A 13,800-nucleotide genomic window follows, 5' to 3' on the forward strand; every position below is an offset into this window, starting at 1 on the left:
TCGTGCCCCGCGCGTTCCACGTACCGATGTCATGGTGGTCATCATGACCGGTGTCCCGGCGTGCCCGGGTGCGACATTCCGTCGCGGGGCCGGTCAGGGGGCGAGTTGGCGGCTGATGATGAGCCGCTGGATCTGGTTGGTGCCCTCGAAGATCTGCATGATCTTCGCTTCGCGCATATAGCGCTCCACGGGGAAGTCACGGGTGTAGCCGTAGCCGCCGAAGACCTGGACGGCGTCCGTGGTCACCTTCATGGCGGCGTCGGTCGCCGTCAGCTTGGCGACGCTGGCCTGACGGGTGTACGGGCGCCCGCGGTCCCGGCGGCGGGCCGCGTCCAGATAGGTGGCGCGCGCGGAGTCGACCGCGGCGGCCATGTCGGCCAGCAGGAAGCCGAGCCCCTGGTGGTCGATGATCCTGCGGCCGAAGGCGGTGCGTTCGTGGGCGTAGCCGACCGCGGCGTCCAGGGCGGCCTGGGCGAGCCCGGTGGCGCAGGCGGCGACGCCCAGCCGGCCGGAGTCCAGGGCTTGGAAGGCGATGTGGAGCCCTTGGCCCTCGCCGCCGATGAGCCGGTCGGTGGCGAGGAGGGCGTCGTCCCAGAAGGCGGAGGTGGTGGGGATGGCGTGCAGACCCATCTTCTCCTCGGGCCGGCCGAAGCTGAGGCCTTCGGTGTGGCCGGGCGCGAAGAAGCAGGAGATGCCGTCGCTGCCGGGGCCGGTGCGGGCGAACAGGGCGTAGAAGTCCGCCTTGCCGCCGTGGGTGATCCACGCCTTGGCGCCGTTGATCCGATAGCCGTCGGGGGCCTTCTCGGCACGGCAGGTCAGAGCCGCCGCGTCGGACCCGGCCTGGGGCTCGGACAGGCTGTACCCACCGATGAGCCGGCCGCCGAGGATGTCCTCCGCCCAGCGTTCGCGCTGCTCGGCGGTGCCGAAGGTGAGCAGGGGGAAGGCGGCGAGGGTGTGGACGCTGGTGGCGATGGCGACGGCGGCCCAGCGCGCGGCCAGCTCCTCCAGCACCTGGAGGTAGACCTCGTAGGGCTGGCCGCCCCCGCCGAACTCCTCCGGGTAGGGCAGGCCCAGCAGCCCGGCGTCGCCCAGCAGGCGGAACAGGCCCTCGGGGTAGGTCTCGGCGCGTTCGTGCCCGTCGACGCGGAGGGCGAGCTCCTTGTCGGCGATCTCGCGGACGAGGTCGAGCAGGTCCTCGGCCTCACGGGTGGGAAGCAGACGGTCGACGGGCATGAGGGGCGCTCCTGTGGTGCGGACGGGCGAGGAGAGGGCTTAAGGGCCGGGGTGGTCAGACGGAGACGGCCGCGGGGGCGTCGGCGGTTGCGGCCAGATCGTCCAGAGCCGCGCGGGCCGTGGTGCGGAACTCCTCGACCCGGGCCAGCTTGATGTCCTCGTAGCCGCGGATGGCCTCGACGAGCCGGACCAGATCCTCCACGGCGGTGGCGTTGCCGGGCGTCAGACGGGCCAGGGCGTCGCGGACCAGGCGCGGATACTCCTCGATCAGCGCCCGCTCCTGGCGGCGGACCTCGGCGTATCCGAACAGGTCCAGCCGGGTGCCGCGCAGCCGCCGCAGGGCGCGGAGGAGCGAGAAGAGAGCGGGTGCGGTGCGGCGGAGCCGGATCTTGCGCTTCATGCCCAGCGCGCGCAGCGCCGGAGGGTGCAGCAGGACGGAGACGGTGGCATCGGCACCGAACTCGTCCGCGATCCTGGCCCGTTCCACGGTGTCCAGATGCAGCCGGGCCACCTCGTACTCGTCCTTGTAGGCCATGAGCCTGTGCAGCCCCTCGGCGTAGGCGACGGCGATGCGCTCGCCCGCCTCGTCACCGGCCCGCCGCCGGGCCAGCGCGGCGACCTGCTCGACCTCGGTGGCGTACCGCTCGGCATAGGCCCGGTCCTGATAGCCGATCAGATCGGCGGCGCGCAGGGCGACGGTGTCCTGGAGCGTTCCGGGCCCGGCGGCCGTGGCCGCGATGGTGTGCGCCTCGGGTGTGACCTCCAGGACCGGCCGTTCCGGGGTGGCCAGGGCACGCCGTACGGCCTCGGGGTCGAGGGCGGCGGCGCGCCCCCAGCGGAAGGCCGCGAGGTTCTTCTCCACGGCGGCGCCGAGGCGGATCGCGCCCTCGATGGCGGCTTCCGTCAGCGGTATGCAGCCGTGCTGGAAGGCGGCCCCGACGAGGAGCATATTGGTCGGCAGGTGATCGCCGAACAGGGCTTCGGCCATGCTCTGCGCGTCGAGGTAGAGGTTCTCCCCGGGGCGGGTGGCCGACTCGATGCGCTCCAGGGCGTCGTCCGGGGAGCCGGGCACGACGACCCGGTTGGTCACCATGGCCGCGGTGGGGACGATGGCGGAGTTGACGACGGCGATGGTGTGGCCGGGGCGGGCGATGCGCAGATTGGCGTCGGCGGCCGCCCCGAGCAGATCGAAGCCCATGAGCACGTCCGCGGTCGCGCGGGAGGCGCGCACGGCACCGGTGACCGGGGTGGCCGAGATCCGCACATCGCTGACGACGGGCCCGCCCTTCTGGGCCAGCCCCGTCTGCTCCAGCCCGGCCGCGTAGCGGCCGTCGAGATGGGCGGCCCGCTGCAGCATCTGTGAGACGGTCACGACACCGGTGCCGCCGATGCCGGGCATCCGCAGCAGTGTGCTCTCCCCGGCCACCGCCGGGGTGGGCGCGGTCAGGGCCACGGGCGGCTGGGGGACGGCGCGCGACCGCTTGCCCTTCGCCTTCTTGGCCGTCTCCGTCTTCGGCTCGACGAGGAGGAAGGAGGGGCAGTCGCCCTTCAGGCAGCTGAAGTCGGAGTTGCAGGACGCCTGGTGGATCCGGGTCTTGCGGCCGAAGGTGGTGTCCACGGGCTGCACCGACAGACACGTGGACACATCCCCGCAGTCGCCGCAGCCCTCGCAGACCCGCTCGTTGATGACCACCTTCTCGGCGGGGGTGGGCAGCTGACCGCGCTTGCGCAGCCGGCGCTCCTCCGCGGCGCAGCGGTCGTCATGGATGAGCACGGTCACACCGTCGGTGGCGGCCAGCTCCTTCTCGGCCTCGGGCAGATCGTCGCGGTGGCGCACCGTGGCGATCGGGTCGAGGCGTACGCCGCGGTAGTCGGCCGGCGCCGCGGTGGTCACCACGACCTTCCGTACGCCCTCCAGAGCGAGCCAGCGGGTCAGCGCCGGGACGTCAAGCTGCCCCTCGGGCCGCTGGCCGCCCGTCATCGCGACGGCGTCGTTGTAGAGGAGCTTGTACGTCATGGTCACGCCCGAGGCCACCGCCGCGCGGATGGCGAGGGAGCCGGAGTGGTGGAAGGTGCCGTCACCGAGGTTCTGCACGAAGTGCCGGTCGTCGGTGAACGGGGCCAGGCCGATCCACTGGGCGCCTTCGCCGCCCATCTGGGTCAGCCCGATCTGGTGGCCGCGGCCCGCGCCATCGAGGGCGATCATGGCGTGGCAGCCGATCCCCACGCCGACGAGGGTGTCGTCGGCGGTGCGGGTGGAGGTGTTGTGCGGGCAGCCGGAGCAGAAGTAGGGCGTGCGCGCCGACACGGTGGGCAGCGCGATCCGGGGCGCGGGCGGCGGCGCCAGCGAGGCCAGCCGGGCGGTCGCGGCCGGCGGCAGCCGGTCCTGGCCGATGCGCTGGGCCAGGGCCTTGGCCACGTCCTCGGCGCCCAGGGTGCCCCGGGCGGTGAGCAGCGGCCGGCCGTTCTCGCCGCGGCGGCCCACCACCACGGGCGCGTCGGCGCTGCCGTACAGGGCGGCCTTGAGGTGCCCTTCGAGGAAGGGCACCTTGTCCTCGACGACCAGGACCTGGTCCAGATCGCCGGTCATGGCCACCAGGTCCTCGTCGCAGAGGGGGAACGGCATCGCCAGCCGGATCAGCCGCACACCGAGGGCTTCCAGGTCCGCCTCGCCGAGGCCGAGGTCGGCCAGGGCGCGCCGCACCACGGCGTACGAGGTGCCGGAGGCCACCACGCCCAAGGTGGCGTGCGCGGCGCTGAAGGTGATGCGGTTCAGCCCGGCCTCGCGGGCGTAGGCGCGGGCCAGGTCCAGCCGCCGGGTGAGCATGTCGTGCTCGGCGTCCAGGGACGCGGGGCCGACGAGGGGCGGTGGCGCGGCGCGCGGGGTGGCGGGCGGGGCGGGGATGTCGGGCCGGAGCGTGTCCAGGTCGACGATCGCCGAGGCGTCCGCGATATCCGCGACGATCTTCAGTCCGGTCCAGAGGCCGGTGGCCCGCGACAGGGCCACGGCGTGCAGTCCGAATTCGAGGATCTCGGGTACGGAGCCGGGCGCGAGCAGGGGCATGGCCAGGCTCTGGCACATCGGCTCGCAGGAGCTGGGCACGGTCGAGGACTTGCTGCCGGGGTCGTCGCCGATCCAGGCCACCGCGCCGCCCAGCGCCGCCGTACCGGCCACCGTCCCGTGCCGCATCGCGTCGGCCGCGCGGTCAAGACCGGGGCTCTTGCCGTACCAGAACCCGGTCACCGCCTCGTGGCGGCGCCCGGGGACCTGCCCCAGCAGCTGCGTCCCGGCCACGGCGGTGGCGGCCAGCTCCTCGTTGAGCCCCGGCCGGAACACCACGCCGGCGGGGTCGAGAAAGCGGCGTGCCCGGTCCAGCTCCAGATCGACCCCGGCCAGCGGTGAGCCCGGATAGCCGGAGACGAACGCGCGGGTGTCCAGCCCGCGCGCCTCGTCCAGCCGACGCTGTTCGAGGGTGAGCCGGACCAGGGCCTGGATGCCGGAGATCAGCACCCGGCCGCTGCGGGCCGTATAGGGGTCCTCGAGCGAAACCGCGGCGGGGTCGGTGCTCATGTGAGCCTCCTCGGCATATCTGGGGTCCGGCCCAAGGACAGCAACATCACCCGGAGGAGCACAAGTAACTTGCGGCCGATCTAGGTAAAGACGCAAACTGCCGAGGAAATTCGCGAGATCGACTAAAAGAGTTTGCGCGCGCTGTGGCGGGTTGCGCGGGTGCGCGTGGCGCGGAGCGGAGGGCCGATGCCCGAGTTCGACGATGTGGACCGGCAGTTGCTGCGCATGCTGCGCGAGGACGGGCGGCGCACCTTCTCCGAGATGGCGCCGGAGGTGGGATTGTCGGTGGCCGCGGTCAAGCGCCGGGTGGACCGGCTCAAGGACACCGGGGTGATCAAGGGCTTCACGGTGCAGATCGACCACACCAAGCTGGGCTGGGGCATCGAGGCTTTCGTGGAGTTGTCCTACACCGGTACGACCCCGGTCGGGGAGATCGTCCGCACCTGCTACACGGTTCCCGAGGTGCAGGCCGTCTTCACCATCGCCGGCGACCCCGACGCCCTGGTGCACGTCCGGGTGCGGGACATCGAGCATCTGCAGCAGGTCATCGACGGTCTGCGGCGCGTCGGCCTGGTCACCGGCACCAAGACGCTGATGGTGCTGGGCTCGTGGACACGCCACGCCTGACCTCTCCTGCGGATCTTTCCCCTCCCCGCTCCTTCCCGCAGCGTCGATATGCGGCTCCGCCGCGTGGCAGGGGCTCCGCTCCTGGACCCCCGGGGTCTGGGGCGGAGCCCCAGTTGTGGGAAGGGGCGGGGAGGGGAGCAGCCCGCCGCAGGCGCCAAGATCCGCCGGGCACCCCCTAGGGGCGCTCCAGGCCCTCTTCGCCCTCTTCCGCGGCGAGGTTCTTCTCGACCTTCATGAGGATCCTCGCGAAGGCCTCGCGCTCGCCGTCGTCGAGCCCGTCCAGGATGTGCTCCTCCAGCCGCGCCCAGGCCTCCGCGACCTTGGGTCGCAGGGCGTAGCTCGCCTCCGAGGCCCGGACGAGCATGACGCGCCGGTCCCGCGGATCGCGGGCGCGGGTGACATGCCCGCCCTGTTCCAGCCGCCGCAGCATCAGGGTCACCGTCGACGGGTCCAGGTCGAGCGCCCTCGCCAGCTCCGACTGCCGGACCGACCCCGCGTCCCACAGGGTCATCATCAGGAATTCCTGGCCGGAGCAGAGGCCGGTCGGGCGCAGCAGCCTGCCCCCGGCGAGGCGGTGCAGGCGGGACACCCGCGCCAGGGTCTGACTGACGTGGCCGCCGTATCCGTCCTCCGCCGCGCCGATGTGATCGGCCTCCGCCGCGCCAGGGAGCTCTGTGGTCATGGTGGCAAGGCTATCGTGGCCGGCCAATCATTGGCCACCCAACGAATGGGCTATGGTGGCTTCGCCGTTGAGATCGTTGGTCGGCCAATGATCTCGTTGCCGACCGTTATGCCCCATCGACCCCGGGAGCCGTTGTGTCCACACCCTTCGATCCGATCGACCTTGCCGGGCTGCGGCTCCGCAACCGCCTGGTCATGCCCGCCATGGGGCGTGCCCGCGCCTTCGGGCCCGGCAATACGGCCACCGGCTCCATGGCCACGTACTACGCACAGCGGGCCACGGCCGGGCTGATCATCACGGAGGGGTCGCAGCCGTCCGTGGTCGGCCAGGGCTTCCCCCACACCCCGGGGCTGCACAGCGCCGGGCAGATCGCCGCCTGGCGCCGCGTCACCGACGCGGTGCACGCCGAGGGCGGGGTGGTCTTCGCCCAGATCTCGCACGTCGGCAGGGTCGGCGACCCCGGTCTGCTGCCGGAGGGACTGGTACAGGTCGCTCCCTCGGCCGTCGCCGCACCCGGCCGGCTGTTCACCGCCGACGGGATGAAGGACTTCACCACCCCACGCGAGCTGAGCTCCCAGGAGGTGCGGGAGACGATCGCGGATTTCGCCCAGGCGGCACGCAACGCCGTCGAGGCGGGGTTCGACGGGGTCGAACTGCACGCCGCCTACGGCTACTTGATCCACCAGTTCCTCGCCCCCAGCTCCAATCTGCGCACCGATGAATGGGGTGGCTCGATCGAGGGCCGGATCCGGTTCGCGGCCGAGGTGGTCGCGGCCGTGTCGGCGGCCATCGGAGCGCGGCGCACCGGGATACGGATCTCGCCGGGGATTCGCTACAACGGCATCGAGGAGCCCGACATCGAGGCCACGTACGTCCAGCTGGTCCGCCGCCTGAACGAGACCGGCCCCGCCTATCTGCACATCGTCGAGGACTCCCGCGATCTGACCGGCATCCTCCGCAAGGAGTTCTCGGGAACCCTCGTCCTCAACCCCGCGACGGACGGGTTCACCGGTGCGGAGGAGTTGGCGCTCATCGAGGACGGTACGGCCGACCTGCTGTCCTTCGGGGCGCTCTTCCTCGCCAACCCCGACCTTCCGGCCCGGCTGCGAGCGGGCGGACCGTACAACACACCGGACGAGACGACCTACTACGGCGGCACCGACAAGGGGTACCTCGACTACCCGTACCTGACCGCCTGAGGGCCGGCCCTCCTGGCCACGTTCGTGGCTATGCTCGATGTGGTGTGTGACGCTCCTGATTTCGACCTCGAGCCGTATACCGGATTCGACGCGAACCCCTATGTCGAGCGGACGTTCAGCAGCTGGGACGGGCTCGGCTGGCGGTCGTTGCTGCTGCAGCGGTTCGATCACACCGCGCGGGTCGAGCGGATGGCGTTGCCCGCCACCGAGGATCTGCACCTCGTCCTGACCGTCGCGGGCGACGCGGCCATGGAGACCTGTACCGGTGGGCGCCGGCGGCAGCGGCATTGGACACCGGGGCAGCTCGATATGGCGGTTCCGGGCGTGGCGTCGGTACGCCGCTATCGGTCCGTGGTCCCCATGCGGACCCTCCAGGTGCACATTCCACGCGTCACCGTCGCCCGTACGGTCGAGCAATTGGGCGGGGAGCGCGTCGACTACGAGCGGATGGCCGCCGCGGTGGCCTCGGGGGATCCGCTCGTCGAGCACACCATGCGGTCGTTGGGCGCGGCCGGCGAAGCCGACGATCTGTACGCGGAGTCCGCGGCGACGTTCCTCGCCGTGCATGTGCTCAGCCGCGGCGTCCGGCCGCCGAAGCTGGACCGGTCGGGCGCCGCCGGGCCCTGGACGCACAAGGCCGTGGCGATGATGCGGGACCGGCTGGGCGGCCCCCTGACGGTGGCGGACCTGGCGGCCGAGGCCGGCTTCAGCGTGTATCACTTCATCCGGGCCTTCAAGGACGCCACGGGCGAGACACCCCACCGCTATCTCACCCGGCTGCGGATCGAGGAGGCGCAGCGGCTGCTCCGGGCGGGTGGGCTGTCCGTCGCCCAAGTGGCCACGCGGTGCGGATTCGGCAGCCCCGGCTCACTGTCCACGGCGTTCCTGCGGCATACGGGCGTACGGCCGTCGGCCTATCGCAATCGCTGATCGCTGGACGGCAATCGCGCGCATTCCCGTGGCCCCGGGGCGCTTCTAGCGTTCATGGCGTGCCAACTTCCTCACCGGGCGGAGTGACGCCCGACATCGAACCCTTCGCCATCTCCGTTCCCGACGCCGACCTCGACGATCTGCGCCTGCGGCTGGAGCGGGTCCGGCTGCCCGAATCGGAGACCGTGGCGGACGCGTCCCAAGGTGTGCCGCTGGACCATATGCGGGCGCTCCTCGCGGCGCTGCGCGAGCTGGACTGGCGGGCACGCGAGAAGGCGTGGAACGCCATCGGCCACTTCCGTACGGTCATCGACGGCCTGGAGCTGGCCTTCTGGCACGTCCGGTCCCCGGAGCCCGGGGCGATGCCCCTGCTGCTGACGCATGGCTGGCCCGGGTCGATCCTGGAGTTCGAGCAGGTCATCGGCCCGCTCACCGATCCGGTCGCGCATGGTGGCGACCGGGCCGACGCCTTCGACGTCGTCGTTCCGTCACTGCCCGGCTTCGGCTTCAGCGGCCGTCCCGCGCGGACCGGTTGGAACCCCGCGCGGACCGCCGACGCCTGGGCGACGCTGATGAGCCGGCTGGGCTATGACCGCTTCGGCGCACACGGTGGCGACTGGGGCGCGTTCATCAGCACCGAGCTGGCCCGGCGCTTCCCCTCGCGGGTGGCCGGCCTGCACCTGACGATGCCGGTGGCCTCACCGCTTCCGCGAGACCGCGACACCGCCACCCCGGCGGAGGCGCGGATGATCGAACGGCGTGATCTGCACCTGGCCGACGGCTATGGATTCGGCATCCAGATGGGCACCCGGCCGCAGACCCTCGGCTACGCCCTGGTCGACTCGCCCGCCGGACTGGCCGCCTGGCTCGGCGAGAAGTTCGCCGCCTACGCCGACACCCGGGCCGAGGCGGGCGGGGGAGTGAGCCTTGACCGGCAGGCCGAAGGCATCGCCCTGTACTGGCTCACCGGGACGGGGGCGTCCAGCGCCCGCTGGTACTGGGAGGCGCTGCGCTGGACACCGCGCGGCGCCGAGGAGGAGAACGCCCTGCCGGTGACCGTGCCGACCGCGTGCACCCTGTTCCCGGCCGAGCCCTGGCCCACGGCCGAACGCTGGGCCGGGCGGCGCTATACGGATCTGCGGTCCTGGCACGAGATGGAGCTGGGCGGCCACTTCCCCGGACTGGAGCAGCCCGAGACGCTGGTGCGGGAGGTGCGGGACGCCTTCCGCGGTGTGCGGTGACGGAAGGGGTGCGCCAAGCCGCTCTCAGACCGCGTGCGTCACGGTGAACCGCTCGACGGCGTCCCACAGTTCGCGCTCGCGCCGCGGGTCGTAGGACTCCTCCGACGACCGCGCCACCCGGGCGCGGTCGACGTAGGAGCCGGTCGGTGCCGGGGTCGTGCCCAGCACGACATCGGCGAGGTAGCGGCCCGCGGCGCCGCGGCCGGTGGCGAACGGCGTGAGGACCATCACCGGCAGGACCCGCCGCATGGCGAAGCGGGAGAGCGGACCGGCATTGCGGGCGAGACCGGTGCCGGGGACGAAACCGGGGTTGTACGCGATGACGTCGATCCCGGCCGGAAGCCTCCGCGCGTACTCGTGCACGAGGTGGATGGCGGCCAGCTTGCTCGTCGAGTACGCGGTGCGCCCGCCCGCCGTGCCGGCCGGCTTGGCGAAGGCGCCCGGACGGGCGAGGACATCGGGAGAGTTCCAGACCGGGCCGGGCACCATGCCCAGGTTGTGCCTGAAGTCCCCGAAATGGGTGTCGCTGACGGTGATCACGACCCGGGCGGGCGCGGTGAAGCGGTCCTGGAGCACCCGGACGAAGAGATGGTTGGCCAGTACGTTGATGGCGAAGGTGGCCTCGTACCCGTCGGGGGATTCGGTCAGCGCGTTGGTGTACTGCATCCCCGCGTTGCCCACGAAGCCGCGCAGCGGTGGCAGATCACCGCGCTCCAGCCGGTCATGGATCTCGGTGGCGGCGGAGCGGACGCTCTGGAGCGAGCCGAGGTCCGCCGGGACGTACGAGACCGTACGCCCGCCCGTGGCGAGCTCCTCGGCGAGCCGGGCGCCGGAGGACGCGCGGGCCACGACGAGGAGGTGCGCGTCGGGCGACCGGCGCACGATGTTTTCCGCGGCGACGCGCCCGATCCCGCGGCTCGCGCCCGTCATCACGATGGTGTGCTCCGAAACAGACATGGAAGGCTCCTTCATGGTCGGCCGATGGCGCCCGGTCCGGGCGCGGCGGCTCCACGTTCGCCGCCCCCGTCGACGCCGACCAGTGCCGTCCCCGTCACTAGGACCGGCAGTACCCAGGCTCATCCGGCGCCGCGCGGCGAGAATGGCCCCATGGCTTCCTCCCGCTCCGACTTCGCCGCGCTCCTGCGCGCCTGGCGCGACCGCCTCGCCCCGGCCGACGCCGGCTTCACCCCGAAGGCGAGCCGCCGCGCGCCGGGGCTGCGCCGCGAGGAGCTCGCCGAGCTGGCCGGGCTCTCCGTCGACTACATCCTGCGTCTGGAGCAGGGACGCGCGAAGCACCCCTCGGACCAGGTCGTCGGCGCCCTCGCCCGCGCCCTCCAGCTGTCCCGCGCCGAACGCGACCAGCTGTACCGGAGCGCCGGGCTGCTGCCACCGCGGGACGGGACGGTCAGCGACCATGTGCCCCCGGGCATCCAGCGGCTCGCGGCGCGCCTGGGCGACGTCCCGATCGGGGTGTTCACCGCCGACTGGACCCTGGTGTGGTGGAACGCCATGTGGAGCGCCCTGCACGGCGACCCCACCGTCCTCCCGGCCGCCGAACGCAACCTGGCCCGCGCCCTGTTCGGCACCGGTGCCGCCCGCGACCCGGTGCTCCGCGTCCGGCCCGAGCGCGGACGCGACACCTTCGAAACCTCGATCGTGGCCGACCTCAAGGACGCCGTCTCCCGCTACCCCGCCGACCCCCGGCTCGCCCGCCTGGTGCGGGAACTACGGGCGGAGTCCGAGGCCTTCGCCCGTCACTGGGCCGCCCGGACGACCGCCGCCCAGCACACCTCCGACCGCAAGACGATCCGGCATCCGGAGATCGGCGACATCGTGCTCGACTGCGATGTGCTCATCGTCCCCGGCGCGGATCTGCGCATGGTCACCTACACGGCGGCGACCGGAAGCGGCGACGCGGGCAAGCTGGACCTGCTGCGCGTCACCGGTCCCGGCCGCTCTTCCGGGTCAGGACGCGGGCAGCTCACCGCGGACCGTACGGGCCGCGGTGACCAGGTTCTCCAGTGAAGCGCGGGTCTCCGGCCAGCCGCGGGTCTTCAGACCGCAGTCGGGGTTGACCCACAGCCGCTCGGCGGGGATGGCCTTCAGGCCCGTCCGCAGCAGTTCGGCCGCCTCCTCCGCGCTGGGCACCCGCGGGGAGTGGATGTCGTACACCCCGGGCCCGGCCTCGCGCGGATAGCCGTGGGCGGCGAGCTCGCGGGCCACCTGCATATGGGAGCGGGCGGCCTCCAGACTGATGACATCGGCGTCGAGGTCGTCGATCGCCTGGACGATGTCGCCGAACTCGGCGTAGCACATATGGGTGTGGATCTGGGTGTCGGGGCGTACCCCGCCGGTGGTGAGCCGGAAGGCCCCGGTCGCCCAGGCCAGATAGCCGGGCCGGTCGGCGGTGCGCAGGGGCAGGGTCTCGCGCAGCGCGGGCTCGTCCACCTGGATGACCGAGGTCCCGGCCGCCTCCAGGTCGTTCACCTCGTCGCGCAGGGCGAGGGCGACCTGGCGCGCGGTGTCGCCACGGGGCTGGTCGTCGCGGACGAAGGACCACGCGAGCATGGTGACCGGGCCGGTGAGCATGCCCTTGACCGGGCGGTCGGTGAGGGACTGGGCGTACGCCGTCCAGCGCACCGTCATCGGCTCGGGGCGCGAGATGTCACCGGCCAGGATCGGCGGGCGGACGTAACGGGTGCCGTAGGACTGGACCCAGCCGTGCTGGGTGGTCAGATAGCCGGTGAGCCGCTCGGCGAAGTACTGGACCATGTCGTTGCGCTCGGCCTCGCCGTGCACCAGCACATCCAGGCCGGTCTGCTCCTGGAAGGAGATCACCTCCTGGATCTCGGCCCTGATGCGCTCCTCGTACCCGGCCGGGTCGATCCGGCCCTGGCGCAGATCGGCGCGGGCGGTGCGGAGTTCGCCGGTCTGCGGGAAGGAGCCGATGGTGGTGGTCGGCAGCGGCGGCAGGCGGAGGTGGGCGCGCTGCGCCGCGGTGCGCCCGGCGTACGGCTGGGAGCGGCGGGCGTCGTCCCCGGTGACCGCGGCGGCGCGGGCGCGGACGGCGGGGTCGCGGGTGATGGGGGAGCCCGCGCGGGAGGCGAGGTCGGCCCGGTTCGCGGCCAGCTCGGCGCTGATCGAACCGGTGCCGCGGGCCAGGCCCTTGGCGAGGGTGACGATCTCCGCTGTCTTCTGCCGGGCGAAGGCCAGCCAGCGCAGGATCTGCGGTTCGATGTCCCGCTCGGCCGCCGTGTCGAGGGGGACGTGCAGCAGCGAGCAGGAGGCGGCCACATCGACCCGGTCCGCCAGGCCCAGCAGGGTGCCGAGCGTGGCCAGGGACTTCGCCAGGTCGTTGACCCAGATGTTGCGGCCGTTGACGACCCCGGCGACCAGCCGCTTGCGGGGCAGCCCGCCGACGGCGGCCAGCGCGTCCAGCTGCGCCGCGGCGGCCTCGGTGAAGTCCAGCGCCAGCCCCTCGACCGGGGCCTTGGCCAGCACCGGCAGCGCCTCGCCGAGGCGGTCGAAGTACGAGGCGACCAGCAGCTTCGGGCGGTCGGTGAGGGCGCCGAGGTCACGGTAGGCGCGCCCGGCCGCGTGTCGTTCGGCGGGGGTGCGGTCCTGGACCAGGGCCGGCTCGTCGAGCTGCGCCCACTCGGCACCGGCCGCCCGCAGATCGGCCAGGACCTCGGCGTACACCGGAAGCAGCCGGTCCAGGAGGGTGAGCGGCTCGAAGCCGGCGGGCGCGCCGGGCGCGGGCTTGGCGAGGAGGAGGTAGGTGACGGGGCCGACGAGGACCGGCCGCGCGGTCAGCCCGAGGGCGATGGCCTCCTTGAGCTCCGCGACCTGCTTGGCGGAGTCGGCAGCGAACACCGTGTCCGGACCCAGTTCGGGGACCAGATAGTGGTAGTTGGTGTCGAACCACTTGGTCATCTCCAGCGGCGCCACGTCCTGAGTGCCCCGCGCCATCGCGAAGTACCCGTCGAGCGGGTCGGCGGCGACGGCGGCCCGGTGGCGGTCGGGGATGGCGCCGACCATGACGGTGGTGTCCAGCACATGGTCGTAGTACGAGAAGTCGCCCGTGGGGACTTCGTCGATGCCCGCGCCGGTCAGTTGGAGCCAGTTGGCGCGGCGCAGCCCGGCTGCGGTGGCCCTCAGCGCGCCGGCGGTGACGCGGCCCTTCCAGTAACCCTCGATCGCCTTCTTCAGTTCCCGGTCAGGGCCCTGGCGGGGGTAGCCGTACACGGTGGCCCGTGCCGCCGCGGCCGCGGACTTGGTGGTCACGGAGATCTCCTTCGCGAGATGAATCCCTGAGGT

The 13,800-nt window shown here is 72.5% G+C and carries 10 protein-coding genes; 5 read left to right on the plus strand and 5 right to left on the minus strand.

The window, feature by feature from the left end; genetic code table 11:
• Nucleotides 1-93: 93 nt before the first annotated feature.
• Complete coding sequence (locus JK364_RS12260) at nucleotides 94-1,233, minus strand: acyl-CoA dehydrogenase family protein (protein ID WP_201850573.1); 1,140 nt, start codon at nucleotides 1,231-1,233, stop codon at nucleotides 94-96.
• A gap of 55 nt (nucleotides 1,234-1,288) precedes the next feature.
• The gene (locus JK364_RS12265; protein ID WP_201850575.1) at nucleotides 1,289-4,804 is read right to left on the minus strand and encodes an indolepyruvate ferredoxin oxidoreductase family protein; all 3,516 of its coding nucleotides are present in this window, start codon (nucleotides 4,802-4,804) and stop codon (nucleotides 1,289-1,291) included.
• A 186-nt stretch (nucleotides 4,805-4,990) separates the two neighbouring features.
• On the opposite strand from JK364_RS12265, the gene JK364_RS12270 reads away from it, so the two are divergent.
• A complete protein-coding gene (locus tag JK364_RS12270) occupies nucleotides 4,991-5,431 on the plus strand; it encodes an Lrp/AsnC family transcriptional regulator (RefSeq protein ID WP_037961940.1) in 441 nt (146 codons plus the stop codon).
• Between the two features lie 175 nt (nucleotides 5,432-5,606).
• Here the strand turns inward: JK364_RS12270 and JK364_RS12275 are convergent, their stop codons facing one another.
• Nucleotides 5,607-6,113, minus strand: a complete 507-nt coding sequence (locus JK364_RS12275; protein WP_201850577.1) for a MarR family winged helix-turn-helix transcriptional regulator — start codon at nucleotides 6,111-6,113, stop codon at nucleotides 5,607-5,609.
• A 134-nt stretch (nucleotides 6,114-6,247) separates the two neighbouring features.
• Here JK364_RS12275 and JK364_RS12280 point away from each other — a divergent pair, with 134 nt between their 5' ends.
• Genes JK364_RS12280 through JK364_RS12290 form a run of 3 tightly spaced genes read left to right on the plus strand, consistent with a single transcriptional unit; the run spans nucleotide 6,248 to nucleotide 9,483 of the window.
• Complete coding sequence (locus JK364_RS12280; protein ID WP_201850579.1) at nucleotides 6,248-7,312, plus strand: alkene reductase; 1,065 nt, start codon at nucleotides 6,248-6,250, stop codon at nucleotides 7,310-7,312.
• 30 nt (nucleotides 7,313-7,342) lie between these two features.
• On the plus strand, nucleotides 7,343-8,242 hold the full coding sequence (locus JK364_RS12285; protein ID WP_201850581.1) for an AraC family transcriptional regulator: 900 nt from the start codon (nucleotides 7,343-7,345) through the stop codon (nucleotides 8,240-8,242).
• 59 nt (nucleotides 8,243-8,301) lie between these two features.
• Nucleotides 8,302-9,483: an epoxide hydrolase family protein gene (locus tag JK364_RS12290; protein WP_307841239.1), complete on the plus strand. Its 1,182-nt coding sequence runs from the start codon at nucleotides 8,302-8,304 to the stop codon at nucleotides 9,481-9,483.
• Nucleotides 9,484-9,507: 24 nt separating this feature from the next.
• Here the strand turns inward: JK364_RS12290 and JK364_RS12295 are convergent, their stop codons facing one another.
• The gene (locus JK364_RS12295) at nucleotides 9,508-10,440 is read right to left on the minus strand and encodes an SDR family NAD(P)-dependent oxidoreductase (RefSeq protein ID WP_201850582.1); all 933 of its coding nucleotides are present in this window, start codon (nucleotides 10,438-10,440) and stop codon (nucleotides 9,508-9,510) included.
• A gap of 150 nt (nucleotides 10,441-10,590) precedes the next feature.
• Between JK364_RS12295 and JK364_RS12300 the strand changes: the two genes are divergently transcribed.
• A complete protein-coding gene (locus JK364_RS12300) occupies nucleotides 10,591-11,508 on the plus strand; it encodes a helix-turn-helix transcriptional regulator (RefSeq protein ID WP_201850584.1) in 918 nt (305 codons plus the stop codon).
• On the opposite strand, the gene metE is transcribed toward JK364_RS12300, so the two are convergent.
• A complete protein-coding gene (gene metE, locus JK364_RS12305; RefSeq protein WP_201850586.1) occupies nucleotides 11,449-13,767 on the minus strand; it encodes a 5-methyltetrahydropteroyltriglutamate--homocysteine S-methyltransferase in 2,319 nt (772 codons plus the stop codon). The two genes, JK364_RS12300 and metE, sit on opposite strands and share 60 nt — an antisense overlap.
• Nucleotides 13,768-13,800: the final 33 nt, after the last annotated feature.

The organism is Streptomyces endocoffeicus, assembly GCF_016741935.1.
Taxonomy (GTDB): domain Bacteria; phylum Actinomycetota; class Actinomycetes; order Streptomycetales; family Streptomycetaceae; genus Streptomyces; species Streptomyces endocoffeicus.

Excerpts from the sequence above, each read along its gene's own strand:
- JK364_RS12265 (WP_201850575.1), bottom strand. The coding sequence starts at position 4,804 with ATGAGCACCGACCCCGCCGCGGTTTCGCTCGAGGACCCCTATACGGCC.
- JK364_RS12260 (WP_201850573.1), bottom strand. The coding sequence starts at position 1,233 with ATGCCCGTCGACCGTCTGCTTCCCACCCGTGAGGCCGAGGACCTGCTC.
- JK364_RS12285 (WP_201850581.1), top strand. The coding sequence starts at position 7,343 with ATGCTCGATGTGGTGTGTGACGCTCCTGATTTCGACCTCGAGCCGTAT.
- JK364_RS12300 (WP_201850584.1), top strand. The coding sequence starts at position 10,591 with ATGGCTTCCTCCCGCTCCGACTTCGCCGCGCTCCTGCGCGCCTGGCGC.
- JK364_RS12275 (WP_201850577.1), bottom strand. The coding sequence starts at position 6,113 with ATGACCACAGAGCTCCCTGGCGCGGCGGAGGCCGATCACATCGGCGCG.
- JK364_RS12270 (WP_037961940.1), top strand. The coding sequence starts at position 4,991 with ATGCCCGAGTTCGACGATGTGGACCGGCAGTTGCTGCGCATGCTGCGC.
- JK364_RS12295 (WP_201850582.1), bottom strand. The coding sequence starts at position 10,440 with ATGTCTGTTTCGGAGCACACCATCGTGATGACGGGCGCGAGCCGCGGG.